The sequence below is a fragment of the Shewanella violacea DSS12 genome, assembly GCF_000091325.1.
Taxonomy (GTDB): Bacteria; Pseudomonadota; Gammaproteobacteria; order Enterobacterales; family Shewanellaceae; genus Shewanella; species Shewanella violacea.
The window spans coordinates 2,567,797-2,594,538 of sequence record NC_014012.1 but is presented as its reverse complement, the minus strand read 5'-3'; the positions used below and the strand labels follow the sequence as shown (position 1 = coordinate 2,594,538).

Here is a 26,742-nt window from a genome sequence, read left to right as displayed (position 1 = left end):
GGATGTCTATATTAGAATATTGGGTGTCTGTATTAGGAGAGGTTATGTTTATTGTCGCGAACCGTATTCCGGTGGCTGTGGATTGGCAAGATGAGTTTGAAAATCGATTTCGTCAGCGTGTGGGTCAAATCGACCAACAAGCTGGGTTTGTCTCCATGCAGATCTTGAAACCCGTAAGTGAGGGAGCACCTTATATTGTCTTCACTAGTTGGCAAGATGAAGCGGCTTTTGAGGCTTGGGTCCAGAGTGAGGGTTTTAAGTTATCACATCAAAATCCCTTACCTAAAGAAGCCTTTACCGGCAGGCCTATGATTGAAAAGCATCAGGTGGTGATATCGACTTAAGCTGGCAGCGGTAAATTGAGTACTTTACTCTAGTAGCTTAGTAAGGCCATTTTAAAGAGCTCTTGTGGAGTGAAGACCCGCCAGTAATTAGTGCTGTTTAGGGCGGAGGTTCTCTCTCATTTTAGCCAATATATTTGCAGGTGATTTAAGGGTATTCGTTAGCCTTTAGTGTATACCTTGTGTGGTTCGTGGATCATATACTGCAATGTTAATTAGTGCAGTTTAGTGTTGTTAGGGCATTGAACTTCTCAACTCCTTGATAATATATGCACAGGTAATTTAAGGAGATGTAATTTAAGAGGACCGATTAGTCTTTAGTGCATGCTTAATCTGGCCCGTGGATAATATCTGCTATTTATGAGTAAGTGATTTTAGCTTCTCTTGGATGCTAGTTGCTTAAAACTGCTGAGTGAAGACCTGTGACATGCCACTTGGCCCTATAAGAAGGGAACTATCATTAGCAGTTGATCTTAGAGGGTGCCTTTGTTGTGGACTATGCATACAGGGGAGTTATCTCTTAGCTCTATCAATTACTAGTCAGAAAATCAGCCATTACTCTTAGAAATATCTCGTATGTACATAGATATATTCCAGGATGTTATCTCTTAATCTCTACATTTTTTATCAGAATAACTGCTATTGCTGCATGCTTGGGTCGTCATGTTGTATTTGAAAAATGGTCAGTTAATTAACAAGTGATCTTAGGGATGTCTCGCCAGCTGGTGGTGTATTGAGGGGTGAGATATTCTCGCTTCATGTGCCATTTTGCAGTGAACCCTTGGGCAGCCATAAATATAGAGTCGGAGCCGTATTTGTGATTGAGTGCGTCATAGACCTTCATTAATGCTGGGTTTTTCGGTGACGCAAACAGATCCAGCTGGTTATGTGACTCACTGATAAGATCGATGAGACCAACTCCGACCTTGTAATAACGCACCCCGGCTCTAAATTGCTGCTTGGCTATCTGAGTCACTATTTGGGTTATTTCACCTGTGTCATTGGTGGGGTAAGCAAATCTATGAGTGAGTTTAAATCCTGTAGGCTGCTCATCGAAGGGGGAATTAGAGGCAAAAATAAGCAACACCGAGCACAGGGAGCCTTGAGCTCTTGCCTTGCTGGTGGCAATACCTGCATGTTTACCGAGGGCTTGCTGTAGTGAGTTTGAATCTGTGATCCGCTCTCCCATACTACGGGTCGAAAAGATTTGCTGCTTATCGGCTCTGGCTTGATCCCAGCCCTTACAAGGTTCACCGTTGAGCTCCCGCACCGTACGTTCCATCTCTATACTGAACTGCTTTCTGGCGAGTCCCGGTGCCATCTGAGATAGTGCGTAGGCTGATGTTATTCCCATCAAATCCAACTGCTTTGACAAGCGCCGGCCTATGCCCCAGACATGACAGGGCTTTATCTGGGAGAGAATAGCCTTTCTTTGGTCTGAATTAGCGATGACACAGACTCCATTGTAGTCGGTGAGTTTCTTGGCGGCGTGATTGGCTATCTTAGCTAACGTTAAGGTTTTTCCCATGCCAATAGATACAGGTAAGCGAGTCTCTTTCCAGACCGCACGGCGTATGATGTGGCCGTGCTTCACTAAGCAAGGTATGGCTGGATAACAGTGTTTAAATGACAGGAATGATTCATCTATGCTGTAGACATGCTGCTCAGGTGCAAAACGGCCTATCACTTCCATCATGCTGGCGGACAATGAGCCATAGAGTTCATAATTAGAACTTAAGGCGATAACTCCTAAGCGGTCACACAGTGCCTTAACTTTGAAATAAGGCTCAAACTTTGGGATCCCGGCCGCTATGGCCTGACGGTTGGCGGCGACAATGCAGCCATCATTGTTAGATAACACGATAATAGGCCGGCCACGCCACTCGGGACGAAATACCTGCTCGGCGCTACAGTAGAATGAATTAGCATCCACGAGAGCGAACATCATCTTCCCCTAGAGTGAGTTGATTTAGCTGACCCATTAACTCTGGTATAAGTTCTGCTACAAGTTCTTGATTAGTTTTGGAGCTCGTTCTGGTGCTATAGCTCACTCTGTAACGACGCTAGCATCAATAAAATTCATCGGTTAAAAACCGACTCGATGGCAGCGCTATTCATCAGCAGAGGACTCGGCCGATGACAGCGTATCGAACGCACCACGATACCTTCGACACTGAACTGGTCGTACTCGTGTATGACTACTGGTTGATGTTCATCGTTAGCCGAGAGTAACATTCTTCTTTTGGTATCAATAATTTTGCAGACAAAGTTACCGTTGTAATTTGCCACTATCACGTCTTGATCTTGTACCTTGACGTGCCTGTCGACGATGAGGATATCGCCATCGAATATGCCGACATTTTGCATCGAACATCCGCTCGCTTGGCCGATGAAGGTGGCACTGGGGTGCTGGATAAGCAGCTCATCTAAGCTCAAAGGAAGCTGTTTATAGTCGGTGGCTGGACTTTCGAAGCCGGTTATTCCGGCACTGGCTGAGATTGGAATCACTTTCATCATGGTCATTTAACTCTACACTGTATATTTATACAGTTGTAAGTTTAGCAGTAATCTAAGTGGTGGCAATCTTTTTCGGGATTATGCTGCCAGAACGTTAACGAGGCACTGATTTATCTCTCTTTGTGCTCTATATGCTGATGTTTTTGTCTGCTATACCGAACTATTTACTGTTTCTGTCTAGCTTTCATTATTGTTCGAAGCATCATTAGCTAGGTACAAAGTCTTGACAATTTAGCTGAAACCCCTTCAAAATACGAAAATTGCGATCTAAGTCGGTTAAATGTTGATTTTGCGATCTAGATCTACTTGTTGCGCGTGCTGCGAGTAAGGTCGGTTTGCTGTTATCTAGATAAAGCGGATAACTTAAACTCAATTCAGGAGATAAACTTATGACGTTTGGCCAGTACAAGTCGATAAGCATATTAGTGGTTGATGACCATTCGTTAATATTTGATGGATTACGTAGTTGCCTGGCACCCTATTCTGAGCTTGAATTGGTGGGGTTTGTTGAAGATGGTTTAGCGGTATATGAGCAATGCTTAAAATTAAAGCCAGATCTCGTGTTTATGGATCTAAAACTGCCTGGTATGAGTGGTTTCGATGTGATCCGTCAGTTACGCCAACGTTGGCCAGAGATGATGATAATCATGCTGACGGCGACTGTAGAAGAGAAGAGTGCCCGTGAAGCATTAGATGTAGGTGCTAATGGCTACGTACTCAAAAATAGCCCGAAAAGTACCTTGTTAGCCGCCATTAAATCAGTTTGCAAAGGTAAGACTTTTATTGATTCTAGCTTAGACGAACAACAAGTTGAGGCGCTGATTGGTGCCGTTGATGGCGATATGCCTATGCTGACGCCAAGAGAGCAGCAAGTGCTAAAGTTGATCTGTGAGGGACGTCGTAACCGGGATATTGCGGAGGACTTGGTAATAGGTTTGAAAACGGTTGAAACCCATAGGATGAATTTAATGCGTAAACTCAACGCACATAACGTAGCAGAGCTAATTCATTGGGCTCAAAGGCTAGCTGGTTAATGCACAGCTTAGGCTGTGCAGGTCGTTGGTGCTGATGCGAGTGCCTGAATTAGTCCTTCCAGAGGTGAGAATACGTCTAAGCTTAGACATTCTTCGGTTTCGAGAATGACTTCTAAATCGACTGCAGTATCAAAAATATGTTTAAGTCCCGCCAAACCGGCACTGCCTTTAATTGTATGTAGTACATCACTGAGGAGTTTCCACTCCTCATTGGCTATAAACTGTTTAGCTTGCTCGACAATATCTGTTAAATGAACGGCGAGTCTATAATTGAGATCTGTCTGAGAGAAATCTATCATGGGGTCATCGATATCGGTATTTATCACTAATGGCATATCGCGATCCAATTGCAGATCTGCTGCTGTTTCCAAGGCACTGTTTAGCTGCGCTAAAGAAACGGGCTTGGTTAAATAGCTGTTTATTCCGATGGCTTCTATGGTGTCACGATCCATTGGGTTAGCATTTGCCGTCAGAGCAAATATTGGGCACTCAGTATCTAAAATATCTTCACTGTTACGCCACATTTGTGTTGTTTGATAACCATCGAGTCCGGGCATGCGAATATCCATCAAAACCAGATCGAAGATATGTCTTTGTCCTTTTTGTAATGCGGCTTTACCACTGCTGGCCGTGAATACTTGCTGGCCTAATTCGGCTAACATTATGCCAATAATATTTCTATTCGTTTCGACATCGTCGACCAAGAGAATTTTCAATTTCCAAGGAAGTAAATTTAGTGTGTTATTCGTCTGTTCTTGAGGTAAGTTGTAACGGATCTCATGAAGGCGCTGCCATAGCCTGGCTGGCAAGTGGGCCAGCTCCTTATGGCACAGCTCTTCATTGTCCCCCTCAATCGGAACAGCGCCCCATAAGGATAATTGTCTGTGTAAAGCTAAGGGGGCTATGATGGATTCAGGTGGCAAAGTGAGCGGAGCATTGGCTTCAGTGAGAGGCAGATCTAAAATAAAAGTGCTCCCGTAACCAAGAGTACTGCACATGGTTAGCTGGCCTTGCATCTTCAGGGCAAGCTTTGCAGAAATAGGCAAACCAAGTCCTGAGCCTGCTTTGTGATGGCAGCTTTGAGCAAAAGGTTCAAATATCCGTTGCTGATCTTGAATCGCTATCCCATCACCTGTGTCTTCAACACTAAAATAAAGATGATTCTCAACGACTTCTATACGTAAAAGTATATAGCCGTCTTCTGTAAATTTGGCGGAGTTGCCTAATAAGTTAACTAATATTTGCCTCACTCTCAAGGGGTCTAATAGTGCTTTTTCTGGTACATCGGCATTCACAATACATTCGAGTGAAATTGGGCGATTTATCACTCTATTTTGTATGGTGAGCATAGCGTTGTCGGCTAATTGGAATATGGAGCAAAGCTGATAGTTAAGCTCAATTTGATCGGCTTCAATGCGTGAAAAATCGAGTAAGTTGTTGATAATGGCTAAAAGTGAACTTGCACAGTGAAAAGCAGTGTCACCAAGATCGGCTTGTTTAGCGTCTAATTGAGTATTACGCAATAGCTCTAACGAACCTAATATGCCATTGAGAGGGGTCCGAATTTCGTGACTGATATCGGTAAGGTGTTCAGACTTTCGCATATTCGCCTTTTCAGCCTCTTGGGTCGTGATGGCCAATTCATGGGTTCTTTGGGCTACCTTTTTCTCAAGTACGTCATGGCTTTCCTTCACTGTATCGAGTAAATGGTTATAGGCCTTGGCTATCTGGCCTAATTCATCCTGGCGGGTTTCAGGTAGACGCCGTTCGAAGGTGGGCTGAGCGTCGCCATTAATGATGCTCACAAAGTGACCTATCGGTTTTGTTAGATTAATTCGCAATACATGCAATAAAACAAAAGCCATAAGTGCCAGTGCGAGAAGTGACCAGGGAAGCTCACTGAAAAAAGGAGTGAGGGCTAAATTTTGTAGAAATGTTTTTGATACCAATGTGACCTGTAGCCATCCGGGCCCTTTGATGTGCTCTTTGATAATGTAGTACTGCTCAATGGGGTGAGGGATACTTTTGTCTTCTTTCTTATTGGGGTCGTTAAATTCATTTTTTAGCGTGGTTAAGATTTTTGGTGATAATCTCAGAGTTGATTTAGAGAACATCTCACTCTCACTAGTCATGAAAAAGCTCTTTGCGCTGGATTCTGATGAGGTATTTAAGCTTATCGTCGATGTTAAATTAATCACAAACCCGACCTGGGGGGAGTTAGGGTTTATGTGATCACTCGAATAACTAAATAAGAGGTAGTAAATGCCTGACTTTTTGTCAAAAATGGGCTGACCCCAGCGATAACCGTCAACAGTCTGTTGACTCGTCAGTTGTTTTATTTCGTTAAACCTTTTCTGAAAGTACGCTTTATCAGCATATGTTGAAGCATAAATTGAGACCCCTTTATGGGGTTGAAAGATAAAGCTGTCTATATATCGATGCTGACCCGCATTACCAAAAGTTTGGGTTATCCACATACTCAAGGTATCGTTTTGGGTATTTTTTTTGTCTGATAAAGGAAAGTAACGGGCAACTATTTCATAGGCATTGATCTTATCTATTGAAGAGAATTGATGTAATCGCTGATCGAATTGAATAGCATCATATTTAGCGCCACTAAATAGGCTATTGCTAACTTCTGATTTTAGATCGCTTAATTCTCCATAGGCTATGAGGTTCCTATCCAGAATACGATTGAATGTGTTGCTGTATGAGAGGAACTCAATCATGATCCATAGACAAATGAGCACGGCGGTAAATGACACTGTGAGCTTAGTGACTAAGGAAGCTTTCCATTTAATTTTCTTCATCTTTTCTCATCATTATTTTGCAGCTCTCATGTGGTTATAGAAAATACCTTAATAATTACGTGCTTGCATTGAGTTTTTATTCATTAATGTTAACAGCTCCCCACCAAACTTTGTTTAGTCTCCCTTAACTTATACCTTAACTTACTCCTAAATTGCGTTTTACTTCAGGTGTTCACCTGATGGGGTAATCATCCCATCGCTTACATACTTACTCCATAGAAGAGAGCAAGGTGTGATGAAAATGATAGATAGGTTGGTTAATTATGGGCTTCTCGTATCAACATTAGCTCAAGGGAAAATGACATGGCAGTTAGGTAAGAGAAAAGCTGCTGTTATTGAGCTTAATCAGTCAGCATCGATTGGGGTAGTGATAAATGTACCAATAGAGACTGAGAGCGATTGGTTAAGGCACATGAGCTTGGTACTCGCAGCTTGTGAGGAGGCGCGAGATTGCGGATTAGAGTATCAGAATAATGAATGGATTCTATGGCGTTATTATGATGAAAGCCAGGATGAAGACGCCTTATATCAAGCCTTGTTATTTCAGCAAGCGCTAGCTAATTTTCTCGAGAAAGACAGAGGCCAAATACTAGAGCAGCATAGTGCGTCTATCGTTGGGAGAGTGGTATGAAGCAACTGTTTTTGTTACTGCTACTGCTCAATCTCAACTTTGCATATGCAACGCCGCTAGCGTCTATAAAGTGGCAAGGTGAGCCTTTTGTGATGCTGAGTCGTGGTACTGCTTTGTCATCAGTATTACAGGACTTTGCCAATAACTATGGAGTCCCAATTTCAGTCAGTAACAAGATCACCGATACCTTTATTGGTCAAATTCAGCATCAAGAACCAAAACAAATTATCAAAGAATTAAGTCGCCGATATAGCTTGGTTTGGTATTACAGCAATGAAGTCTTGTTCGTCTATAAAGTGAGTGAGGTTACGAATGAAATCCTCTCTTTAACGAGTCTGTCAGCAGTTAGAGCCAGTCAGTATATTAAAGCGGCCGGTATGCTTGAGGCTGGGGTTTGTAAAACAAAGCCGATGACGGGGATTAGTGGTCTACAAGTTTCTGGTGTACCTGCGTGTATTAAGAATGTCACTAAGTTTACAAAGCAACTCGATGCTAATGCCAAACAAGTCGCCGAGACAAAAGAGATTGTACGGGTTTACCCTCTAAAATATGCATCGGCTACCGACTCTGTATACCAATACCGCGAACAGTCTGTAAAAATTCCTGGATTAGTGAATGTACTTAAAGAGATGGAGCTAGGTAATCAGGTTGCCAATGCTGTTTCGGGTACTGTGAGCAATGTCAGTGGCCCTGTCTTTGCTGCTGATTCTCGTCGAAATGCCATTATTGTACGGGGAAGCAGCCAAGATGTTACGACCTATGCATCATTAATAAAGCAGTTAGATAACAAGCCAACGATGATTGAAATTTCGGTTTCAATCCTAGATATCGATGCATCAGATTTTAAACAACTAGGTGTCGATTGGTCGGCTTCGGCTCAATTAGGCAATGGCTCAGTAAGTTTCAACAGCGATACAAGCAGTGAAAATATTTCCACTGTCATTGGTAACACTGGAAATTTCATGGTGAAACTCAATGCGCTGGAGAAAAATTCAAAAGCCAAAGTGTTATCTCACCCTTCTGTGGTGACCTTAAATAATGTTCAGGCTGTACTGGATAAAAATGTCACTTTCTACACCAAGTTAGAGGGGGATAAAGTGGCGAAATTAGAATCGGTTACTACGGGGACGTTACTCAGAGTCACACCTAGATTAATCGAGGAATCTGGTCATACAGCCGTGATGCTCAATCTGAATATACAGGACGGCCAACAAAGTGAGGCTGTGAGTAGAAGTGATCCCCTCCCTCAGGTACAGAACTCAGAAATATCAACTCAGGCAATCCTTAAATCAGGTGAAAGTCTGTTGATTGGTGGCTTTGTACAGGACAGAGATGAAACATCTGACCACAAGATTCCCCTATTGGGTGATATTCCCTTACTCGGAGGCTTATTTAGAAGTACTGAACATCATACACAAAGCGTGATGCGTCTGTTTCTAATCAAAGCGGAACCGGTTAACCAAGGAGATTAATATGTCTTCAAAATACAAATTGTTATGGTTAAACGGGCCCCTTCAAGGACGTGAGTTCAGTTTACCTTTAGGCAGTATTACCATAGGCCCTGATGGCGATATTGTTGCCATATTATCTGAGGTCAGTGAGTTAGAGTTATTCATTGATGAAGAGGGGGTGCACCTATCAAAAGAGGTCCCAACATGGGTAGATGGTAAACCTGTTGAGGGTCTAACACTTCTCCCCTTAGATCAGGTTATTGAATTAGATGATATCGCTATTTTGGTGGGTAAAGATGATGATGTTCTCGCCATAAGGGGTGTTCCTAAGCACATGTTAGTTAGGGGGGGGCCATTATTTTTTCTGGGATTCACATCGTTAATTTCTTTATTGGTTTTGTTGTTTGTGTTGTTTTCACCAGTGGAGGAATCACACTTACAGATTGTGTTAACACCGAGTCAATGGTTATCAAGGGAGCTTAATCAAAGTGGTTTGAAAAGCATAAAGGTCTCTTGGTCTGATTCAGGTGTGGCTACCTTAAGTGGCTATTGTAAAGAGCAGCAGCAAATGGCCGATCTATTAAGTGATTTAAGTAATCATGGGGTCGTGTTTATGGACCATACCTTATGTGGCGATCAGCTGTTGTCAAATGTGAAGCAGATATTAGTTCAAAATGGATTTTCAGACGCCGTTGTAAACCTTAATGGCGAACTTGGGAGTGTCAATATATCTGGTGCAATTAGTGCTGGCGAGGACTGGAATAAAACTGTCGATGATTTTAATCGTTTGCCTGGATTAATTAGCTGGAATGTTTCTAGTCAAGTCAATAAACAGATAAAGGAATTGATCACTATTCTTAGAAAAGACCAGTTACTTACTGGGATTGTGGTGAAGCGAGTAGATAATACTTTAGTACTCACAGGTAAAGTCAGCGAAGAAAAGCAACGGCAGGTTATGAGTGTTGCAACTAAATTAAACTTGAGTTATCCAGGTGGATTTAAATTGGTATTTCAAAATATTCCAGTTAGAGATGAACTTATTCAGTTCTTTAATTCACAGATTGTTAGTTTTGGTGGAAACACTAAGTTCCCATTTGTTGAATTAGAAGATGGCTCTAGGTTATCAGTGGGGAGTGATTTAAGTATTGGTTATACAATAAGCTTCATGAATATTAATGGGATGGATTTAATTCGCGCCGGTGAGATAGTACATATCCCAATAATTATATAGGAGGCGTAAATGCCTAGAATTACGAAGTTAGAAGAAGATATTAAACATGGCAGTAAAACTTATGAAGCGTATCAGGAGAGATTAAATAACATGGTTAGTTATCAATGTGGTGATTTAGCTGGTGATAACAGTTTTTTTAGCGAAGCTGTCGATGCTGCTGAGGAGGTGGTTGAAATACTATTTAGTCGTTATAAAAAATAAATATAATGGTCTGACCACTTTTTGTGTGTATTTTTATTTTTTCGATATTATCATTTTTTGAATCTTTTAATATGAAGTTAAGGAGATAGTTATGGATATGTTTAGTGATATTAAATCAGTGATGGACGATCTTAATCGGCGTAAAACAGCTTTAGGTAACGAGCTTAAAGAGTTTGAATGTTTACAAAATGAAATAAATCAACTTGTAGAACGATCGCCTAGAGATACCAGTGCTATGGCGAAACTGATTAAGTTGAAAAAGGCATTCCCGGAAGGTTTTGAATTAGTTCAAGGGAAAGTAATGAATAAAGTAGGTGAATTAGAAGTCCACTTTAAATCTTTAGAAAAGCAGTTTTCAACATTAGGGGAGATAGAAATCGAAGAGGGTGATAAAAATTCCTTTAAATCTGAAGTAAATGCTACTGCGGAGGGGGGGAAAGGAATAAATCTTAAACCAAAGAAAATACGAAAATACTTATAGTGTTAAATAAAATTATATTTTAAATACAATCAATGAGGAATTTATTATGGATATGCCAATTTCAAACCAAGGTACAAGCATTCACAATTCACAACAGTCTGGAGAGATTAAGCATCAGATAGCAGCACGGGGTGATTCAGTACTTTCAGGCGGGATCTCGGTTCTCTATATGTTTATGAATCTGCTCTCTGAGATGGCGGATGCCAAATATAGTGAGATGAAGGATAAAGCTGACGTGGCTCGAGAGTCGCAATCTAAGTCCAATGAAGTGGATGCGGCTATTGCAGACTGTGCAAAGGACGGTCCTGATACTACAGCGACGCTATCGCCTGATGTTATTGATTATATGAAGAAAAATAATATTAAAATCGAAGGTAAGACTATTGATGAGTTCATGACAGCTAATAACTCTGATGGTGACGGAAAATTAGATCAGGGTGAGTTAAAAGAAGTGAAAGCGGCACTGTCGACAGAGTCGAGTAAAGCGACAGATTTTGTGTCTCAGTCTCAGCTGCAGCTACAGAAAATCATGCAGACCTACAATGTGACGGTCAGTTTATTGAATAGTATGCAAACCATGCTTGCTGAGATGAATAAATCTATCGCTCAGAATATACGCTAATTCTCCGCCTAACCTGAAATTTTGTTGGAGGTCGTTATTGTGAATATGACAAATGTCTCGAATCAAGGAACCAGTATTACTAACTCTCAGCAACCTGAGGAGATTAAACATCAGATTGCTGCTCGAGGAGATTCAGTGCTCTCTGGCGGGATCTCGGTGCTCTATATGTTTATGAATCTGCTCTCTGAGATGGCGGATGCCAAATATGGTGAAATGAAGGAAAAAGCTGCCGTGGCTCGTGAGTCGCAATCGATGTCCAACAAAGTGGATGCTGTGATTGCAGAAGCAGCTAAAGGCGGCGCTAGCGCCATGGAAAATCTCCCACCTGAGGTTGTCGATTACATGCGTAAAAACGATATTAAAATCGGCAACCTATCAATTGATGACTACCTGGGGAAAAACGCTCCGTCGGCTGTAGTTCTTCAGAAACTGTTAGGAAAAATAGACGAATCAGATTCAGATGGAATGCAATGTAAAAGTTGGGATGACGTTGTTAAGTATATGGATAAAAAGGGGATTAAAGTAGATGGGCAGAGCTGTACCAGCTACATATGGCATCTTCCTGAAGTCGGTGAACGTGATGGGCAGAAGATCAGTAAAGCTCATATGCAAAAGATTGCTGACACACTCGCTGGGGCTGATGGAGGAGATGAAGGAACATTAGATCAAGGTAAGTTAAAGGAGGTCAAGGCAGCGCTGGCGACAGAGTCGAGTAAAGCGACAGATTTTGTGTCTCAGTCTCAGCTGCAGTTACAGAAAATCATGCAGACCTACAATGTGACGGTCAGTTTACTTAACAGCATGCAGACCATGCTAGCCGAGATGAACAAGTCGATAGCTCAGAACATACGCTAAGGAGTAGAAGATGAAACAGCAAGAATTTGAAGTACTGGAACATTTTCTTCAACGCGGTGGCTCTTTACGTATGCTGGCTGATGTGGAGCAGGCTGATCTTAATGTCTTATATCAATATGCACTGCAACTGATGGCTTGCCGGGATCTGCAAGGGGCTAAACGAATTTTCTATCTCTTAATGCGGATCGACCAGTGGAGTTATGACTATTTATTCTCTCTGGGGATATGTTGTCAGCAATTAGGTGAACATGAAGAAGCCATTTTCTGTTTAGGGCGAGCAGGTATGATCAAAGTCGATAACCCTCTTCCGGCTTACCATGCGGGATTAAGTTATATCGCATTAGGCAATAAAGAGTATGCAGAAAAAAGCTTCAATGCCAGCTTACGCTGGTGCCAAGGTCACCCTGAAAGTGGTGGTATTGCAGCGAGTGCGCAGCAAGGGCTAGCGACACTCACTAAGGAGAACGCTTATGTCACTCAATAGTGTTTCAGAGTTAGGTATAGCCCAGCTCCACGGCAACTACGGTACTAAGCGAGCCAGTGACATATCAAAGACTAAGCTACCAGATTGGTCTGGAATGGCAAGTTTATATCAGACCAATCAAAACGGAGAACACCAGCTTCCTGTGACGGTGAAACAGGCGGAGAAAGCGTTACAGCGTATTTTAGTGCTTTTCTTTGATAATAAAGCGAATGATTCGAATGGTAATGTGGGCGAAAAAAACATCTTATCAAGCTTAGAAAATACCCCTATGAATGCCATGGTTCTGATGGCGACGAACCTAAGTATATCGACCTTTGCCGATACTGCTAATGCGGCATTGAAGTCCCAAAAGATTATGAGTAAGACTCAGGAGTTCCTTCGTAATAAGGAAGTGGATGAGTTTCAAGAGCAACTAGCCAAAGCAGTTGAGCAGGCCGATAAAGCTCAAAAAGGAGGCATATTTGGGGCGGTGTTTGATTGGATTGTCGGTGCAGCAGAAGCGATATATGGCGCAATCAAACTCGTCGAAGGGGGGTTGCGCTGTGCCATGGGGGATGTTGTTGGCGGTGCCTTGGATATAGCTGATGGCACCGCATATTTGGGGGCTGGGGTGGCCGGCATGGTCAAGGCTGCTGCAGAAACTGCCATATTGTGTGGTGCCGATAGAGATAAATGGCAAAGCGTTATCGATGTTGCGTCTAAGGTCCAACTTGGCTGCGAAGTTGTCGCTATGGCCTTGGATATGTTTCAGGCTGGACGAGCGATTTCGGCTGCACGTGGCATTGCAAAAGGTACTGAAAAAGCGGTGCAAGAGGGCGCGGGTAAGCTACTGGAGACGATTGCGAGTAAGTCATCAGAGGCCATGACAGAGGTAGCCAAAGATATAGGGAAGCAGGTGTCTGACAGTGTTGCAAATAAAGTGCTTGAAAATTTGGGTAAGAGTTTTGAGAAGGTCGCAACGGAAGTTGCACAGAAGACGGAAAAAACACTAAGGCAGAGGATTTTAAGCCAATTGGTGGATGCTTTTAGCAAGGAATCCATCGAGAAGTTGGTCACTAAGTCAGTTGAAAATGTCGGTAAAAAAGCAATCAAGGAAGGCGTTAAAATCACAGCCGAAGATATCACAAAACAGGTGGTTAAAGAAGTTCGTTCTGAGGTGATAAAGGCAGCAATCAAGGCTTGTACCTGCACGACCTTAGAAATAGTGCGTGGGACGGCTGAGGCTGGGAACGATATAACTCAAGGCTCAATTGCTATTGAGAAAGCCAAGCTGCAGAAAAAGATTGAGGAGTTGATCCTGAAAGAGGATTTCCTTGAATTCTGCCATGACTGGTATGACAAAGCAAAGGCTGAGCAGATGAAATCTATCAAAGACCTTATTAATAAGGAAGGGGATAGTTTAGAGGGGGCCAGTAAGGCGATAAGCCAGAATGGTTCAATACAGGCACAAATTGCAGGTTCAACAGTATAAGTGAGGTTTACCATGACAGACATAACAAATGTTCCAACTCAAAATTCAGCGGTTAAGAATCAATCACAAGTTAGTGGCCTTAGTGACGATATCGGCAGTGGTAGTGGTAGTGGCAATATGGAGGCCATTTCCCAGATCAACGAGCTTATGGTGCAGTTGGCTGAGATGTTTAAAAAGCTGCGTAACGTAATGCAGGAGCACAACATTAAGCAACAGTCGTTGGGCTGGGATGTGCAAGTTTCCGCCATGAAGGATAAGCGTGAATCTATAGATAAGGCCTATAAATCCTCAATGATGACAGGTGGTATGCAGCTTGGTGCGGGCTTAGTCGGTTTAGTCGGTTCTGGGGCCGCTGGGCACTATGGGTTAAACAAATTAAATTCAGAGAAGAGTGCTTTGGCATCCGGGTTAGGAAGTGGCTTCGGAAAAAGCATGGGAGGTATTGGTACTATGGCTAGCGCTGGTTTAACTAAAGATGCTGAACTTGCGAAAGCGCGCGGAAATTTCAAGGAGCAGAGTGCGCAGAACTATATTAAGGTCGCCAATGAGCTTAATGATAAAGCCAAGCAGATCTCAGAACAGATGCGATCAATGATCAAAGATCTAGTTGATCTACACGGCCGCATTAGTTCTGCTGTGCATAATTAGCGTCAGTAGAGGTCAGCTGATCCTTATACCATTCCATATAAGTATCTGGTCAGTTCAGAGACTCTCATTATTTTTCAATTCCAGGCGCATTGATGAGGAAATAGTTATTCCCTTTTAAGTCAATGCAACACAGAAGTGGAAACACTGAGAGCCTCACGCTATTTTTCTTTAATGGTTTATTCATTAAATCTTGATGTGAGTGCACCAAAAGGAGCTCATTATGGATCCAGTTACACTGTACTTAGCTAAGCAGGGCATAGAAGTGAGCTCTGCTTATTTTGAATCCAGCCAATTTGAGTGGGGAAAGAGTTGGGATACTCAACATTGGTCACTGGTTTACCGAGTCGATGACAATACGCTGACTATCTGTGACTTTTCCAGTAAAGGCAATAACACGGGGATCAGTAGTGCCGTATCTCAACTGGTCGAGCAGCTAAAGTTGATACGTCATAGGGTGCCAGAAATTAAGCAAATTCGGGGGATGGTTATCCATGATGCATGCCTACCGGCTCTGGGGCTGGCACGTAAAGCGCTACAGAATGTGTTGATAAAACAAGGGGCTAAAGAGGTCCATCAAGCCGATGGGACCTGGTTGGTGTACTAGCACTAGTCGAAATAGCAGGACTCACCAGCCAAGATTTAGAAGTGATATATGACTCGGCCAAAATAAATGTTAAGCCGGTTTGCCGGCTCAAGCCACATGTAAGGAATAATATGATGAGACGTTTTAATTTATTAGTTCAAGAACTTAATAATGCTTATGGTATTGAAAATATGATCCATGATGAAGAAAATTCCTGTTGGTTGACTTTTAATAGAAATATAACAGTTAAGTTACAATATATTGATGAAGGTGAACAACTAACCTTATTAGGAATAGTAGGGGAGTTGCCTGAAGTGTGTAATGAAAAAATAGCTCTTAATTTGTTACATGAGAATTTTAATTGGATTGGAACCGGTGGCGGCACCTTATCAGTTTCGCCAGATAACAGAAAAATATATTTTGGCTATATCGAAAATATTCAAACAATAGATTTTGTTCGCTTACAAAATTTACTTATAAATTTTGTCGGCAATTGTGAAAAATGGCAAAAATATATCATGGAGATGATGAATGACGGCTATGCAAAGGTTGAAAATAAACAGTCAACTGAACAATTTATTACTTTGAGGGGCTAACATTATGTTTGGTATAAGTCATATAGAAAGTAGCAGTACAATAAGCTTAGCAGCTACACAGACTGCCGAGAACAATTCCGCTGCAATAAACACGGTGAGAAATGATCTTCAACAATCGTCTTCATTGTTAACTGGAATGACAATGCTTGCTGGTGGTGTGATTGGTTTAGGTTTGTGTAGTGTCTTTAATGTCGAATCATCGAAGCTTACTGCTGTTGTGGCTGGCGGTGGGGCCATAATAGGAGCTGCATTAGGCCGTTTATACACAGGCGGTAGCGAAAATGAAAATACACATGTAGATCCGGCCACTCGTTCTAGCACTGATCCAAATACTAAAGTAGATCCGGCCACTCGTTCTAGCACTGATTCAAATACTAGAAATCTTGCACTGGAGCAAACATCGGCAGCAAGGGCGCTTTTAAGAGAGCCTGATTTTATAACTGAACACCAGCTAAGTAAAACCGCCGAAGGTTTATACAATTTGGCAAATTCGTTGAATGTGGAAGATAAGAGCGCTCTTTTCAACAGGCTTATTGGTGAAGAAGGGAGCTTGAAAGGCAAATCTGCAGAGCAAGCAATGGAGGTGTTACACAGAGTCATGAGTAAATCAGAACATGTCACAGTAATGGATAGGACCGCAGTCATTGCACTTTCAGGTGACTTAGGCGCACTGTTTGCTGATACCGGTGCTACAACAGGGGTAAAAGGAAGAACAGTGGAGCAGGAAGAAACGATTCGTAATGAAACATTAAAGCAGTTTCCAAACATGAAGACTGATATAGAGACAAGCAAGGTATTTGCTGACTCTAAAAAAGTGGGACCTAATAAGAAACAAGAAAGATCACGTACAGAGGAAAAACATGAAAGAACTGGTATACATGATTATGGTAAAACTTCCGATAACAGAGCGAAAATAAAAAATGCAAGTGAACCAGGGGAAAAGAATTATATCGCGCCTATGTCCCCTCAGAAAGCACTGATCTCAAACTCAAGGGTTAAAAATACTACAGAGCCGTTCATGGGACATATGTCTGGATCACCCCATGAAATTGTTACAACTATGAAGGTATTGAGCAAAGACGATAGTGCGGTGACGAGTAGATCACAGGCTTCAAGAGTTGCATTATCCAATGCTTTTTTGATCGGAAATGGCCTGCATTCTGCGTTAGAGACACTCGAAGCAAGTATGAAATTGACAACGCCATTTTCATACACAAAAGCGGGGCAGGAACAATATGATAATGATAAATCTCAAGAAGGTCTTCAGCAAAGAAGTTTTTTTACCGACACTAGGAAAGGCATTGAACCTAATGATCCTCAGTCAGGTGATATGGGGGCGATAGCCTATGAAGATGCTGCGACAAAAATAGTGGTAGACGGCATGAAAGGTTTTACTCAGAACTAGTCAGTTTATTCATCGCAAATAGACTTTGGCATGCATAAGGTTGATGGGAGGAGATTATTAATTAGGTTAACTCCCTTCAACATTCCATCGAGTTTAAATTCGTCATTGGTACTTTGTTTTTTAATATTAACCTTGTTTTTAAACAAGTAAATAGATATTTAAGAGGTCAATATGGAAGCAAGTTTGATAGACCAACATTTATATTATGAAGATCTTAAAGAGCCACTAGAGCAACTGCTAACGGGAAAGAAAACATTAGAACAAATGGATGAAAACATAGGAAAAGAGTTAGCTGGTTGGCTAGACCGGATGTTGAATAAACACATTACTCTAGCTGAAGTCGCGGGTATCACTGAGCAAGAATTAGAAGATACATATGCGTTAGGCTTGGAAAAATATAATGCCGGCTTACCAGAGGAAGCACTAGAATATTTTTCGACTTTATTGGTAGCTCAACCTATGGTTGCACGAAATCATATGGCGTTAGCATCAACATATCACTGGCTTAATGAATGTGAAAATGCATTAACATTTTATTATTTCGCATTTTCTTTGGATGGGTTTAATCCAGGTATTACATTTCGTATGGCACAGTGTTTAATTCATCTTAGTGATGAGATGTATGCAATGGAAATCTTGAGGATTTCTATTAAGCAAAGCTATAGCGATACGAAATATAGAGAGATAGGATTGATGGCGGATAAGCTGCTAGCTTCTATGACCTAATGTTGGGAATGTGTAATTAATTTTAGAGGGTTTAATTATGTGTGGAATAAATATTATAAATATACACAATCCGGTTGAGCATAATCAAGAACATGACCAACATGACATAGAAAATCAGAGATTCGAACACAATGAAATACCACTTGAAGAAGCACTTTTACAACCAAATGTAGATGAACAAGTGCAACCAGATACTGACGAGTTAGCATTGAAAAGTAGAGAGGTTGAGTTAAGTTATGAAACCGCTAAAAGTATGATTGGTAACAGGTTGATGGAGTTGACTGTGAATGGTGTATCATTAGGCTTGGCGGTGAAAAGCTTGTGTTTAGCTAATGATGTCAAGGATATTTCTGGTTATGAAGATGCGGCAATAAAATCGTCCATTGGATTACTTGCTACCCAATTCACAATCTCAGTCGCAGATACAGTATTTGCAGTTAAAGATGCGTGGGATAAGCGACCGGAAAGTGCCGCAACTAAAATTAATCCGATGGGATCTGACTCTATCGGTCGGGCGGTTTATAGTATTAAAAGCCGTGGACCAGAAGAGTTAAAGGGTCATGTTAAGGCTGAAGCAATAGAGTCAGCAAAAAATGCCTCTAGTTTTACTCGACTTGGACTTGCAATTGTCACAACTGTCACGACTATGGTTCCAAGTGCCCTAGGGTGGAAAAACAATCTGCCAAAGCCACATTTAACGCCTAATCTTATTGGTGGTGCTGGTAATGCAGTTATAAAAACTGTATCTGTTATTAATAGTGATAGAATTAAAAGCAATCACGCGGTTAAAGCATCTGCAATTCAAGCAGATAGAACAACTAATTTAAAACAAATCAATGCTGATCTTAGTCGTGACTTAAAAGAAATTAAAGCAGATAAGTCTGCACTAAAAATAGATCTTCATAATTCAAAAAAAGAAACGTTGATGCAAGATAATGTGCGTAATACCTTGATAGAAAGTAATTTTGAACTACGTGCACATCTACAAAATAGCAATAATAAACTGCGTTCTGCTGAACGTGAAATCTCGATGCAAAATAATGTACGTGTGAGTTTGATAGAAAGCGTTGAAAGAATTTCCGAGCAAGCCAGCCAGTTTCATTAGTTTATTGATGGTTTTCTTACATTACATACTTGATCAGTAGGTAATGTAAGAAATGTAATTAAATTCATTAAAGTCTCGAAACACGGTGACTAAGATCTCACTACCATCATCTCGTTTTAGACTGAAGGAAAATAGACCGTTAAGACCGAAGTTTGGAGGAATCCCCATATCCTCTAATTGTTTTTCTATACAACACTGCATCTGTAAAATCCTTAGTAATTATTAACATTAATGAATTAAGCTACCAAATCAGCCGAGTCAACGAAACAAGCTCAAAAAAGAAGGCTGGAATGATGAATATCGTGCTCAACTATTATTTGGTTGAAAATTATTCAAAGTGTGCTCGCGCCCTGGTTATTGGTATCGATTAGTTCAGATGTTTCGAATGTGTATTGTCGTAGGTTTCTTGAAATGTGGTATTGAAATTTAATATGTAGTTGATTGATTGTTCGAGTGTTAAAAATAGATCACCATTGCCTTATTCATTGGCCTTGAATGCTGCCCCCAAAATTATGCTGCGCTGACGACTTTCACATACTTGTGCCAAAAGCTTAATTAAGTGCGGATATTCACCTGTTTTTTGTCAATACCTCAAACTATTGATAACCCTTAGGTGTTTAGCAAGTTAATACTGGTGTGCATTTTAGCTTGTGTTTTGACTATCTCAGGTTAACACCTGATGTTGATACTTGTGTTTCTGTCTCACAATGAACCTTAGGTTGATTGAGGGTTTTCTTTATGAGTGAGATACAGGTGATTTTGTTTCGACAGGCTGGAAAGATACATTATCAAGGACACAGTTTAGCTATTGCAGCTGAACAACTCGTTGTCACTTCTAGTGACGTGAGTGTTGTGATGGAAGAGCGTCAAAGTGGGCTGCATCTTTTCTGTTATCCAGGAGAGTTACACGCTTTATATAATGAGGTAGCAGATCTGCTCAGCCCAGCAGACCAGAGTGAACCATTTAAAATAGCTCCCTTTAAAGCAATGCCGGTATTTAATGAATTAAGCAATGTGATTGAACAGCTTAAGGGCAGTCGACGATTATTAATGACATTTATCTTTACCTATTGTTTAGGTATGGATAACCATTATTTCTCGGGGTTATTGCGCTATTTTCTCGCTCACAATAATAAGATGCTGAGTTATCTGGAGGTGCATTTTATGCAGCCTTGGTCAGTGGCCCGTTTCGCGGAAAACTTACAGGTAGAGGTACATAAACTTAATTTGTTTTTTTATAAAAACTACGGTACTTCAGCCAAGCAATGGTTGTTAGAACGTCGCTTAAATTACGCCCGTCATCTGTTGCTAGAGACTGAAAAAAAGGTCACAGATATCGCGTTGGATAGCGGGTTTAGTCATCATTCGCATTTCACTGACTCCTTCAAAAAAAGATTTCACTGTAGCCCTAAGGCTATCCGTTCAACATTAGCTTAAGGAGGTTTTCATGGACTTAAGCGCTATCGTTAATCAGCTGTCTCAGTTATCGACACGTTCGGCCCAAGAGGTACAAGCAAAGATGTCTGCTGGGGATCTAAATGACCCGGATAAGATGATAAAAGCGCAGTTTTCAATGCAACAATACTCAAATTTTGTTTCCTATGAAAGCGCGATGATTAAGGCGGTCAAAGATATGATCCAAGGCATCATTTCAAAAATTTAGTCTGTGTATTAGGAGAACAGATGAAAAGCTCAGATAAACAGTTACTGGTAGAGATTGCGATTGCCGCATCTAACCATGGATTATATAAACAGGCGTATGCTTTGTTGACTATTTTTCCTCAATTAATTGAGGACGAGGAGGATAGAAGGATCTGTACTAGTTTGATTTATTTTGGATTAAATGAGCCTGCTAAAGCGTTACGTGAACTTTCGCTCTGTTATAGCGATATGGCACAAGGTTTACGGTTTTTGTTTTCAGGAGCGGGACCTCTTGAGGGGCGTAATGAACTTATTCGTCAAATGTTAACTGGAGAGGCAAATGGACATTCAATCAGTAAGTGAATTAGCAAAAGTTGCAGCAGATAAAGTGAGTCAGCTAGATGCTAAAGATACCGATTCGAGCTTAGTTGAGAAGTTTTCTAAGCTTATGGAACTAGGCACGCCGGCTATTAAACTGGCAACAGATATGGTGACACTACCTGGGATGGATAATCCATTAATGAAGGCTACTAAGGCGTTTAGTAGTAAATCAGCCTCTGATACCGTCACTGTGAGCCCCGTCGATATGACGAACGTAGAAGGTGTAAGTTATAGCCCTTCCCCAGAAGCCATGCTTGGAGGACAGATGTTAATGGGAAAAGCCGTTATAGAGGTAGATCTTGTGGCTAAAACAGCGGGTTCTTTGTCCCAATCCATAAACAAGTTGGTAAATATGCAATGACGTATTTTAAGTGTACTTTATTATTGCTAGTCATATTGTTGAGTGGCTGTAAGGTTGATCTATTTAGAGATCTTTCTCAAGACGATGCGAATCAGATGGTTGCACTTTTAATGTTACACCATATTGATGCAGCTTCTGAACTTGATGATAAATCGGGAACTATTACTCTAAAAATAGATAAAGATCAGTTTATTAACGCTGTTGAACTGTTACGTCAAAATGGTTTCCCGAAACCCCATTACTCTAGCATTGAAGATCTATTTCCTTCTGGTCAGCTCGTGACCTCTCCAACGCAGGAGGAAGCAAAAATGAATTACCTTAAAGAACAGCAATTAGAGCGGACCTTATCGACCATGGATGGCGTCATAAGTGCTCGGGTGACCATAGCCGAGATGGAGTTAGATCCAAATAGACGAGAGCCAACAGATAAGTCGGCATCTGTTTTCATTAAGTATTCACCACAGGCTAATCTCAGTAATGCAAAAAATAACATTAAGAAATTGATACAAAATTCTGTCACTGGTTTAAGTGTAGATAACATTAGTGTCTACCTTCAGGAGTCTAACTATCGATATCAGCCCATTACGCCATCGACGAGTCATACAGGCAACAGTGGTTTGTTAAGTGCGATTGAGACGTACAAACTGCCATTAGTGACTGGCCTATTGATGATATTTCTTATAAGCATGGGTGGTATGTGGTGGATGAGGGGACGATATAAAACTTAATGGCACTATTATGAGGATATAGAGTGATGAGTAACCCTGTAATAACAAAGACTCCACCAAGAGCGACAACGACGGGTAAAGCGGTTGCTGAAGGTGTAGTCACTAAGGAATACAGAGAGTTTAATCGACTTATTTGGCAACCGGTTACGAGTATGCATGTTAGCTGGTGGCAAAAATTAGATTTAAGTGTGTGGCAAGACAGATATCAAGCAAACACGGAGTTGGGATGTCGTATAGATAGACTGGTTGCAAAGCGATATGGCTTGATTGATAGGTGTTTACCGAGTTATTTAACCGAGTTGCAAGTCGGTTTAGTGAACATGAGATATAAACTTGAGGCAATCATCATTATTCTGGGTCTCTTATGTCTTAATGAGCCTGAATATTTTCTACTTAAGAAGTATCGAGATGCACTTGAGGTTAAATTAACCCCTATACAATTTAAGCAGGCTTGGGCCATTTGGCCACAAAGACCCATATTGCACTCGATACAGCAAAATAAGCTCCCGGTTGATTGCTTGGTAGAACAAGCATTTGGACTAGGCATCACACTAATAGAGAGGCATTGGCAGGAAGAGTCGATATGGCTTTCGCTGGCTTTAACCTTGCCGTCAATACGTTTAACCGCTTCAGAAAAAGAAAGGTATCAGCTAGCGGGGGATATAAATATTCCGAGATGGCTATTTAGATTGGAGCGCCTGATATGAATCCATTTGTGGTTGAGGTAAAGGCTTGCACTGTACAAGGTGATGGTACGAAATGGGTCAGTAAAGCTGAATTGACACAGGCCATTTCGCTTACATCACTCGAACAAGCTGTAAGAAATAGGAGTGCTGAAATTATAAGAAAAGCACGTAAACAGAGAGATATGTCTCGGGTCCATGCCAAACATGTATTGTTACAGGCTCAGGAAGAGGCAGAGGCAATGAAGGGGAAATGGCAAAAAGAAGCCAAAGAAGAGGCTATGTCACAGGTGCTTGAGTGGCATTTTGATGAGATGCAATGGACACATGCTGTAATGGATAACTTACATGCCAGCATCTCAGAAAAAATTAAACATGTACTTACAGCTTGGACATTAGATCAAGAGTTATCGCCATTTATGATTAAGCGTCTGTCCGATCAAGTCTGTGAACGAGTGGGGATGAATACTGTTTCGCTGATGGTGTCGACTGATGATTATGAAGCGATGGCAGGAGCATTTGCTGGACGCATGAATGTAGAGGCTTCTCCTAACTTGTTGTCTGGACAAGCAGAGCTGAGCTCGGCAACGTTAACGGCGAGAGTAGATTTGGCTGAGGAGCTTGAATGTTTGCTGGAGGCCTTTATAGGTCAGCCCGCCGTTAAAAATGTGGGAACTTAATACAGTGCTGATACTTTTTTAGGGAGTAATAATGGTAAGAATTGATAACACAAGCATTGTGGATTTTAATCAAACACAAGAGCATCATGATGCTAAGGTGCAGATTAGCCCTGGTGCAAATGTCGGTGCCCTTGCCGTGGCTGCATTGGCGGATGTACGTGCTGAGGCGTTAGAAGAAACCATGGAAGGCCTGAGTTTGGGACTAAGTCGGTATAAGAAGCAGATCTCATCGGAAAAAGAGCCAAAAGATTTAAGGTTTGATGCGCTAGAGAAGCTAATGCAGCAGCTGGGGGAGGAACAATCGACTAGCGTCAATAAGTTAGTTGAGCAGTTTTCTGGTCTAGGAAGTAGCGACAAAATTTTAGCCCAATTGAATGGTTCAGGGTTCGACAGTGGCACGGTCATGTGCTTACTGATGGCCTTAGTTATGTCCGGAAAGCTTAGTGAATCGGTACGAAAAAAAATCAAGAAAGCACTTAGCGAACTCTTGGCCATTGAGGGAGCTGAGATTGCGCTATATGCAGCGTTGGAAGGAATATCGCTAGATAGTTCCGGATTGCAAGCACTGAAGCAACTGTATCAACAAGCCGCACGCGGGGATAGCGGCTTGGCAAAATGGTTTGAAATGTTAAGACACCTCCCTGATCGTAGACAAAAGCTGAGCGTGCTACTACGTGCTTTATCAGAACCACTTAATGATCAGGCGGCGGCGCGTAATATGACTAAGGTAGTCGCTGTGGTCGCTGATTTACGTCGTTTATTAATTTTCCTCACTTTAGAGGATCACTGCAATGTACTAGCCAGGGCTACACAACTAGAGGGAGATGAGGTGCTAACGCTAACCTTGCAGTTGATTGAGCAGTCTTGGGTTTATCCTCAGTGGTTAGATGAACGTATTGGCAAGCTTTCTTTATTACCTGCAAGAAGGATAAGTTTTCTGCGTCGCTGGAGAGAATTAGTGAGCATTATTTCATTAGATTGTTTCCGAGAGGAAGAGCAAAAAGAACACACAGAAGAAGCTATGTTGACCTTGTTAGATGAGTGGTGCGAACAAGAGTAGTGAATCATTGTTTACGGGAGAATGAATACGATCGATTGACGAAAAAACGGACCAATAGTTAGTCATTTTACGATAAATAACAGTGATAAAATTGAGCAGTTATAAATCGTAATTAAAATAAGTGTTTATCTGTTATGAATCAAAATCTAAAGTCATATATTCGAAAGTTGGAGGAAGATTGGGCTGAGAATAACTTACAAGCGTATTTAGCTTTGTTGCCCGACTTAATGTCAAATAATGCCGCAGTCAGAGAACTGATCGAGCAGAAGCGGATTTTAACCGTAAGGGTGATGAGTCGTGAGAAGTGCCTCTGTGATCTATATGGCATAAACTGGCGACGAAAAATAGCAGGTTCAGAATTTAATTCACCACAACTACGGGCCTATCACATTGAGTTGAGGCAATTGTTGTTAACAGAGGATCATTTATCCGCCTGTGATAGAGCATATGAAGCTAACTTCCTGATTTTGAATCAGAGGTTTTTACACGCACAGCACAATGGAGGTTATCCCAAACAGACTGAATCATTGAATGTTGCGCCTTATCAGAGCTTGCTTGTTCAAGAGTTTTCCGGTGTGTGGCCTGCATCATATCGTCCTAGTTTAGAAGAGCTGATTATATTTCGTCAGTTGGCTAAAAACAATATGAGCCATATAGGTGAAGCTTATATATTACTCGGTAAAACACTCAAGTTAACAGTTGCTTACGAGGATACGTTTGCCTTTAAAGATTTACACTCCCGATTAATGCTTCATCCTATCGACTGCAGTGTGTTATCGAAAAGATTATTACAGGTTTATCGAATTATTTCAGACAACCCGGTGATTTTTGGTCTGGACATTGTCGATATTGTTATAGCATTAGAAAAAGAGTATCCCGTTCAAAATTTGGTAAACGATATATTAAACGGCTCACGTAATGAACTCACAGAGTCCATCAGTTTTACCGTTACACCACAGGCGCTAGCGTTAATTCATCTGGCTCAAATAACCTCTTATCTGATGGAGGAGGGGCCAATAGAAACTGATAAAGGTGCACAGAGATTACGACGTGTATTTAATACTATGCTCCCTGATGTTGAGCTTGCAGATGGGGTTATTGCCTTAGTAGAAAATATATTGAGAAATTGTACCAAGGTTCAATTAAGCAAGAATATAAATGTTTATCACAGTGGTCAGGTGATGGTTAATGCTTTAGTCAAGGAGATGGATACCTGCGGGGGACTCACAGCGAGAGGTGATCTGATCACAAGTTATCTGTTGCGACGTCAAGCATTAAATCGGATGAGTACGTTGGCTAATATGAGTTTCGATGAGACGAAAGTGGGGACTATGCTATGCGCAAAATTGGGCCTCCAGAATTGCTGGAAAGATGTCATTTCAAATGGAAAGGCTTTACGTGTCACGACTTATGTTGTAACTGGGGTCTCAGTATTTGTCTGTGCTGCTATTTCAGCCTTGGTGACAGTAGACATTAGCAATTTAGGTATATTCACAACCTTAGGGATAGAGAGCGCAGTATTAGTCGCACTCGGTTTTGTCGTAGCTAAAGATTTACATCTTCCCCTATTGACGTCTAATACGTTTGGTATGGAGGATGCCGCCATTCGAGCTGAGAGGGAGAAGCTGTGTCTGAGAATAACACTTGCTTTAGAGGTTTTAGATAAAAAAGCCTTATCTGAAGGGGTAATGGGACTAGGTCGGTTAGATAAACCGTTGGCCTTTAACAAGTTGTTATTTGATGAGTTAATGGCTGAACTTATTAATGTTGTACCAGAGAAGCAAGCTGAAGCTTTTTCGAGTTTAATTACGAATTATGCCAATGGGCAACGAATAATTTTGATTCAAGAGTATACCCGTTTTCGTCAGGATATTATTGGAGGGGCTTTGAAGCATTTGGGCGGAATAGACGTGCCTACCGATGCGCTCAATCACTTGATGACTGAGATAGATATAGCCTTAATGTTTGAAGAATAGCTTTGTTTTGAATATGTCAGGTGTTTACCTGATCTCTATT

At 41.4% G+C, this 26,742-nt stretch carries 30 protein-coding genes; 26 read left to right on the top strand and 4 right to left on the bottom strand.

The window, feature by feature from the left end; translation table 11 throughout:
* Window positions 1-44 precede the first annotated feature (44 nt).
* Window positions 45-344 carry an antibiotic biosynthesis monooxygenase family protein gene (locus SVI_RS10640; protein ID WP_013051542.1) on the top strand — a complete coding sequence of 100 codons (300 nt, stop codon included), beginning with the start codon at window positions 45-47 and terminating at the stop codon, window positions 342-344.
* 688 nt (window positions 345-1,032) lie between these two features.
* On the opposite strand, the gene SVI_RS10635 is transcribed toward SVI_RS10640, so the two are convergent.
* Window positions 1,033-2,286 (bottom strand): Y-family DNA polymerase, encoded by a 1,254-nt coding sequence (locus tag SVI_RS10635; protein ID WP_013051541.1) that lies wholly within the window; start codon window positions 2,284-2,286, stop codon window positions 1,033-1,035.
* 134 nt (window positions 2,287-2,420) lie between these two features.
* Window positions 2,421-2,855 (bottom strand): LexA family protein, encoded by a 435-nt coding sequence (locus SVI_RS10630; protein WP_172634461.1) that lies wholly within the window; start codon window positions 2,853-2,855, stop codon window positions 2,421-2,423.
* Between the two features lie 392 nt (window positions 2,856-3,247).
* On the opposite strand from SVI_RS10630, the gene SVI_RS10625 reads away from it, so the two are divergent.
* Window positions 3,248-3,892 carry a two component system response regulator gene (locus SVI_RS10625; RefSeq protein ID WP_013051539.1) on the top strand — a complete coding sequence of 215 codons (645 nt, stop codon included), beginning with the start codon at window positions 3,248-3,250 and terminating at the stop codon, window positions 3,890-3,892.
* Window positions 3,893-3,900: 8 nt separating this feature from the next.
* On the opposite strand, the gene SVI_RS10620 is transcribed toward SVI_RS10625, so the two are convergent.
* Window positions 3,901-6,702, bottom strand: coding sequence for a hybrid sensor histidine kinase/response regulator (locus SVI_RS10620; RefSeq protein ID WP_013051538.1), 2,802 nt, complete (start codon window positions 6,700-6,702; stop codon window positions 3,901-3,903).
* 232 nt (window positions 6,703-6,934) lie between these two features.
* On the opposite strand from SVI_RS10620, the gene SVI_RS10615 reads away from it, so the two are divergent.
* From SVI_RS10615 to SVI_RS10545, 15 genes are all read left to right on the top strand, one after another.
* Entirely contained in the window at window positions 6,935-7,333 is a 399-nt protein-coding gene (locus SVI_RS10615) for a hypothetical protein (protein WP_013051537.1), read from the top strand.
* Entirely contained in the window at window positions 7,330-8,805 is a 1,476-nt protein-coding gene (locus tag SVI_RS10610; protein WP_013051536.1) for an EscC/YscC/HrcC family type III secretion system outer membrane ring protein, read from the top strand. The genes SVI_RS10615 and SVI_RS10610 overlap by 4 nt, the downstream gene beginning before the upstream one ends.
* A gap of 1 nt (window position 8,806) precedes the next feature.
* Window positions 8,807-10,015 (top strand): type III secretion system inner membrane ring subunit SctD, encoded by a 1,209-nt coding sequence (sctD, locus tag SVI_RS10605; protein ID WP_013051535.1) that lies wholly within the window; start codon window positions 8,807-8,809, stop codon window positions 10,013-10,015.
* Between the two features lie 9 nt (window positions 10,016-10,024).
* Window positions 10,025-10,216 carry a hypothetical protein gene (locus tag SVI_RS10600; protein ID WP_013051534.1) on the top strand — a complete coding sequence of 64 codons (192 nt, stop codon included), beginning with the start codon at window positions 10,025-10,027 and terminating at the stop codon, window positions 10,214-10,216.
* A 91-nt stretch (window positions 10,217-10,307) separates the two neighbouring features.
* Window positions 10,308-10,697, top strand: a complete 390-nt coding sequence (locus SVI_RS10595) for a hypothetical protein (RefSeq protein WP_013051533.1) — start codon at window positions 10,308-10,310, stop codon at window positions 10,695-10,697.
* A 46-nt stretch (window positions 10,698-10,743) separates the two neighbouring features.
* Window positions 10,744-11,319 carry a type III secretion system translocon protein SseB gene (gene sseB, locus SVI_RS10590; RefSeq protein WP_013051532.1) on the top strand — a complete coding sequence of 192 codons (576 nt, stop codon included), beginning with the start codon at window positions 10,744-10,746 and terminating at the stop codon, window positions 11,317-11,319.
* Window positions 11,320-11,364: 45 nt separating this feature from the next.
* Window positions 11,365-12,174, top strand: coding sequence for a secretion protein EspA (locus tag SVI_RS10585; protein WP_049791069.1), 810 nt, complete (start codon window positions 11,365-11,367; stop codon window positions 12,172-12,174).
* A gap of 10 nt (window positions 12,175-12,184) precedes the next feature.
* A complete protein-coding gene (locus tag SVI_RS10580; protein ID WP_013051530.1) occupies window positions 12,185-12,658 on the top strand; it encodes a SycD/LcrH family type III secretion system chaperone in 474 nt (157 codons plus the stop codon).
* A complete protein-coding gene (locus SVI_RS10575; protein ID WP_013051529.1) occupies window positions 12,645-14,129 on the top strand; it encodes a type III secretion system translocon protein in 1,485 nt (494 codons plus the stop codon). Before SVI_RS10580 ends, SVI_RS10575 begins: the two co-directional genes overlap by 14 nt.
* Window positions 14,130-14,141: 12 nt before the next feature.
* Window positions 14,142-14,777 carry a type III secretion system translocon protein SseD gene (gene sseD / locus SVI_RS10570; RefSeq protein ID WP_041419874.1) on the top strand — a complete coding sequence of 212 codons (636 nt, stop codon included), beginning with the start codon at window positions 14,142-14,144 and terminating at the stop codon, window positions 14,775-14,777.
* 220 nt (window positions 14,778-14,997) lie between these two features.
* Window positions 14,998-15,381, top strand: coding sequence for a type III secretion system effector protein SseE (sseE, locus tag SVI_RS10565; protein WP_013051527.1), 384 nt, complete (start codon window positions 14,998-15,000; stop codon window positions 15,379-15,381).
* Between the two features lie 110 nt (window positions 15,382-15,491).
* Entirely contained in the window at window positions 15,492-15,956 is a 465-nt protein-coding gene (locus tag SVI_RS10560) for a type III secretion system chaperone (RefSeq protein ID WP_013051526.1), read from the top strand.
* 4 nt (window positions 15,957-15,960) lie between these two features.
* On the top strand, window positions 15,961-17,361 hold the full coding sequence (locus tag SVI_RS10555; protein ID WP_013051525.1) for a hypothetical protein: 1,401 nt from the start codon (window positions 15,961-15,963) through the stop codon (window positions 17,359-17,361).
* 171 nt (window positions 17,362-17,532) lie between these two features.
* Window positions 17,533-18,087: a type III secretion chaperone gene (locus SVI_RS10550; protein WP_013051524.1), complete on the top strand. Its 555-nt coding sequence runs from the start codon at window positions 17,533-17,535 to the stop codon at window positions 18,085-18,087.
* Between the two features lie 37 nt (window positions 18,088-18,124).
* Entirely contained in the window at window positions 18,125-19,192 is a 1,068-nt protein-coding gene (locus SVI_RS10545) for a hypothetical protein (RefSeq protein WP_013051523.1), read from the top strand.
* Window positions 19,193-19,225: 33 nt separating this feature from the next.
* On the opposite strand, the gene SVI_RS21475 is transcribed toward SVI_RS10545, so the two are convergent.
* On the bottom strand, window positions 19,226-19,393 hold the full coding sequence (locus SVI_RS21475; protein WP_157608687.1) for a hypothetical protein: 168 nt from the start codon (window positions 19,391-19,393) through the stop codon (window positions 19,226-19,228).
* Between the two features lie 537 nt (window positions 19,394-19,930).
* On the opposite strand from SVI_RS21475, the gene SVI_RS10540 reads away from it, so the two are divergent.
* From SVI_RS10540 to SVI_RS10500, 9 genes are all read left to right on the top strand, one after another.
* Window positions 19,931-20,629: a helix-turn-helix transcriptional regulator gene (locus SVI_RS10540; RefSeq protein WP_041419871.1), complete on the top strand. Its 699-nt coding sequence runs from the start codon at window positions 19,931-19,933 to the stop codon at window positions 20,627-20,629.
* A gap of 10 nt (window positions 20,630-20,639) precedes the next feature.
* Window positions 20,640-20,855, top strand: coding sequence for a type III secretion system needle filament subunit SctF (gene sctF / locus SVI_RS10535; RefSeq protein ID WP_013051520.1), 216 nt, complete (start codon window positions 20,640-20,642; stop codon window positions 20,853-20,855).
* Between the two features lie 20 nt (window positions 20,856-20,875).
* Entirely contained in the window at window positions 20,876-21,196 is a 321-nt protein-coding gene (locus SVI_RS10530; protein ID WP_013051519.1) for an EscG/YscG/SsaH family type III secretion system needle protein co-chaperone, read from the top strand.
* Window positions 21,174-21,575, top strand: coding sequence for a type III secretion system inner rod subunit SctI (sctI, locus tag SVI_RS10525; RefSeq protein WP_041419870.1), 402 nt, complete (start codon window positions 21,174-21,176; stop codon window positions 21,573-21,575). Before SVI_RS10530 ends, sctI begins: the two co-directional genes overlap by 23 nt.
* On the top strand, window positions 21,572-22,303 hold the full coding sequence (gene sctJ / locus SVI_RS10520) for a type III secretion system inner membrane ring lipoprotein SctJ (RefSeq protein WP_013051517.1): 732 nt from the start codon (window positions 21,572-21,574) through the stop codon (window positions 22,301-22,303). The genes sctI and sctJ overlap by 4 nt, the downstream gene beginning before the upstream one ends.
* 26 nt (window positions 22,304-22,329) lie before the next feature.
* Entirely contained in the window at window positions 22,330-23,010 is a 681-nt protein-coding gene (locus tag SVI_RS10515; protein ID WP_049791067.1) for a type III secretion system domain-containing protein, read from the top strand.
* A complete protein-coding gene (locus tag SVI_RS10510) occupies window positions 23,007-23,666 on the top strand; it encodes a type III secretion protein (protein WP_013051515.1) in 660 nt (219 codons plus the stop codon). Before SVI_RS10515 ends, SVI_RS10510 begins: the two co-directional genes overlap by 4 nt.
* 31 nt (window positions 23,667-23,697) lie before the next feature.
* Window positions 23,698-24,726, top strand: coding sequence for a TyeA family type III secretion system gatekeeper subunit (locus SVI_RS10505; RefSeq protein ID WP_013051514.1), 1,029 nt, complete (start codon window positions 23,698-23,700; stop codon window positions 24,724-24,726).
* Window positions 24,727-24,860: 134 nt separating this feature from the next.
* Complete coding sequence (locus tag SVI_RS10500; RefSeq protein ID WP_013051513.1) at window positions 24,861-26,702, top strand: hypothetical protein; 1,842 nt, start codon at window positions 24,861-24,863, stop codon at window positions 26,700-26,702.
* Window positions 26,703-26,742: the final 40 nt, after the last annotated feature.

Bases quoted from the DNA above. Each gene is read 5' to 3' on its own strand.
- SVI_RS10640 (WP_013051542.1), top strand. From the start codon at position 45: ATGTTTATTGTCGCGAACCGTATTCCGGTGGCTGTGGATTGGCAAGAT.
- SVI_RS10635 (WP_013051541.1), bottom strand. From the start codon at position 2,286: ATGTTCGCTCTCGTGGATGCTAATTCATTCTACTGTAGCGCCGAGCAG.
- SVI_RS10630 (WP_172634461.1), bottom strand. From the start codon at position 2,855: ATGAAAGTGATTCCAATCTCAGCCAGTGCCGGAATAACCGGCTTCGAA.
- SVI_RS10625 (WP_013051539.1), top strand. From the start codon at position 3,248: ATGACGTTTGGCCAGTACAAGTCGATAAGCATATTAGTGGTTGATGAC.
- SVI_RS10620 (WP_013051538.1), bottom strand. From the start codon at position 6,702: ATGAAGAAAATTAAATGGAAAGCTTCCTTAGTCACTAAGCTCACAGTG.
- SVI_RS10610 (WP_013051536.1), top strand. From the start codon at position 7,330: ATGAAGCAACTGTTTTTGTTACTGCTACTGCTCAATCTCAACTTTGCA.
- sctD (WP_013051535.1), top strand. From the start codon at position 8,807: ATGTCTTCAAAATACAAATTGTTATGGTTAAACGGGCCCCTTCAAGGA.
- SVI_RS10600 (WP_013051534.1), top strand. From the start codon at position 10,025: ATGCCTAGAATTACGAAGTTAGAAGAAGATATTAAACATGGCAGTAAA.
- SVI_RS10595 (WP_013051533.1), top strand. From the start codon at position 10,308: ATGGATATGTTTAGTGATATTAAATCAGTGATGGACGATCTTAATCGG.
- sseB (WP_013051532.1), top strand. From the start codon at position 10,744: ATGGATATGCCAATTTCAAACCAAGGTACAAGCATTCACAATTCACAA.
- SVI_RS10585 (WP_049791069.1), top strand. From the start codon at position 11,365: ATGACAAATGTCTCGAATCAAGGAACCAGTATTACTAACTCTCAGCAA.
- SVI_RS10580 (WP_013051530.1), top strand. From the start codon at position 12,185: ATGAAACAGCAAGAATTTGAAGTACTGGAACATTTTCTTCAACGCGGT.
- SVI_RS10575 (WP_013051529.1), top strand. From the start codon at position 12,645: ATGTCACTCAATAGTGTTTCAGAGTTAGGTATAGCCCAGCTCCACGGC.
- sseD (WP_041419874.1), top strand. From the start codon at position 14,142: ATGACAGACATAACAAATGTTCCAACTCAAAATTCAGCGGTTAAGAAT.
- sseE (WP_013051527.1), top strand. From the start codon at position 14,998: ATGGATCCAGTTACACTGTACTTAGCTAAGCAGGGCATAGAAGTGAGC.
- SVI_RS10560 (WP_013051526.1), top strand. From the start codon at position 15,492: ATGATGAGACGTTTTAATTTATTAGTTCAAGAACTTAATAATGCTTAT.
- SVI_RS10555 (WP_013051525.1), top strand. From the start codon at position 15,961: ATGTTTGGTATAAGTCATATAGAAAGTAGCAGTACAATAAGCTTAGCA.
- SVI_RS10550 (WP_013051524.1), top strand. From the start codon at position 17,533: ATGGAAGCAAGTTTGATAGACCAACATTTATATTATGAAGATCTTAAA.
- SVI_RS10545 (WP_013051523.1), top strand. From the start codon at position 18,125: ATGTGTGGAATAAATATTATAAATATACACAATCCGGTTGAGCATAAT.
- SVI_RS21475 (WP_157608687.1), bottom strand. From the start codon at position 19,393: ATGCAGTGTTGTATAGAAAAACAATTAGAGGATATGGGGATTCCTCCA.
- SVI_RS10540 (WP_041419871.1), top strand. From the start codon at position 19,931: ATGAGTGAGATACAGGTGATTTTGTTTCGACAGGCTGGAAAGATACAT.
- sctF (WP_013051520.1), top strand. From the start codon at position 20,640: ATGGACTTAAGCGCTATCGTTAATCAGCTGTCTCAGTTATCGACACGT.
- SVI_RS10530 (WP_013051519.1), top strand. From the start codon at position 20,876: ATGAAAAGCTCAGATAAACAGTTACTGGTAGAGATTGCGATTGCCGCA.
- sctI (WP_041419870.1), top strand. From the start codon at position 21,174: ATGGACATTCAATCAGTAAGTGAATTAGCAAAAGTTGCAGCAGATAAA.
- sctJ (WP_013051517.1), top strand. From the start codon at position 21,572: ATGACGTATTTTAAGTGTACTTTATTATTGCTAGTCATATTGTTGAGT.
- SVI_RS10515 (WP_049791067.1), top strand. From the start codon at position 22,330: ATGAGTAACCCTGTAATAACAAAGACTCCACCAAGAGCGACAACGACG.
- SVI_RS10510 (WP_013051515.1), top strand. From the start codon at position 23,007: ATGAATCCATTTGTGGTTGAGGTAAAGGCTTGCACTGTACAAGGTGAT.
- SVI_RS10505 (WP_013051514.1), top strand. From the start codon at position 23,698: ATGGTAAGAATTGATAACACAAGCATTGTGGATTTTAATCAAACACAA.
- SVI_RS10500 (WP_013051513.1), top strand. From the start codon at position 24,861: ATGAATCAAAATCTAAAGTCATATATTCGAAAGTTGGAGGAAGATTGG.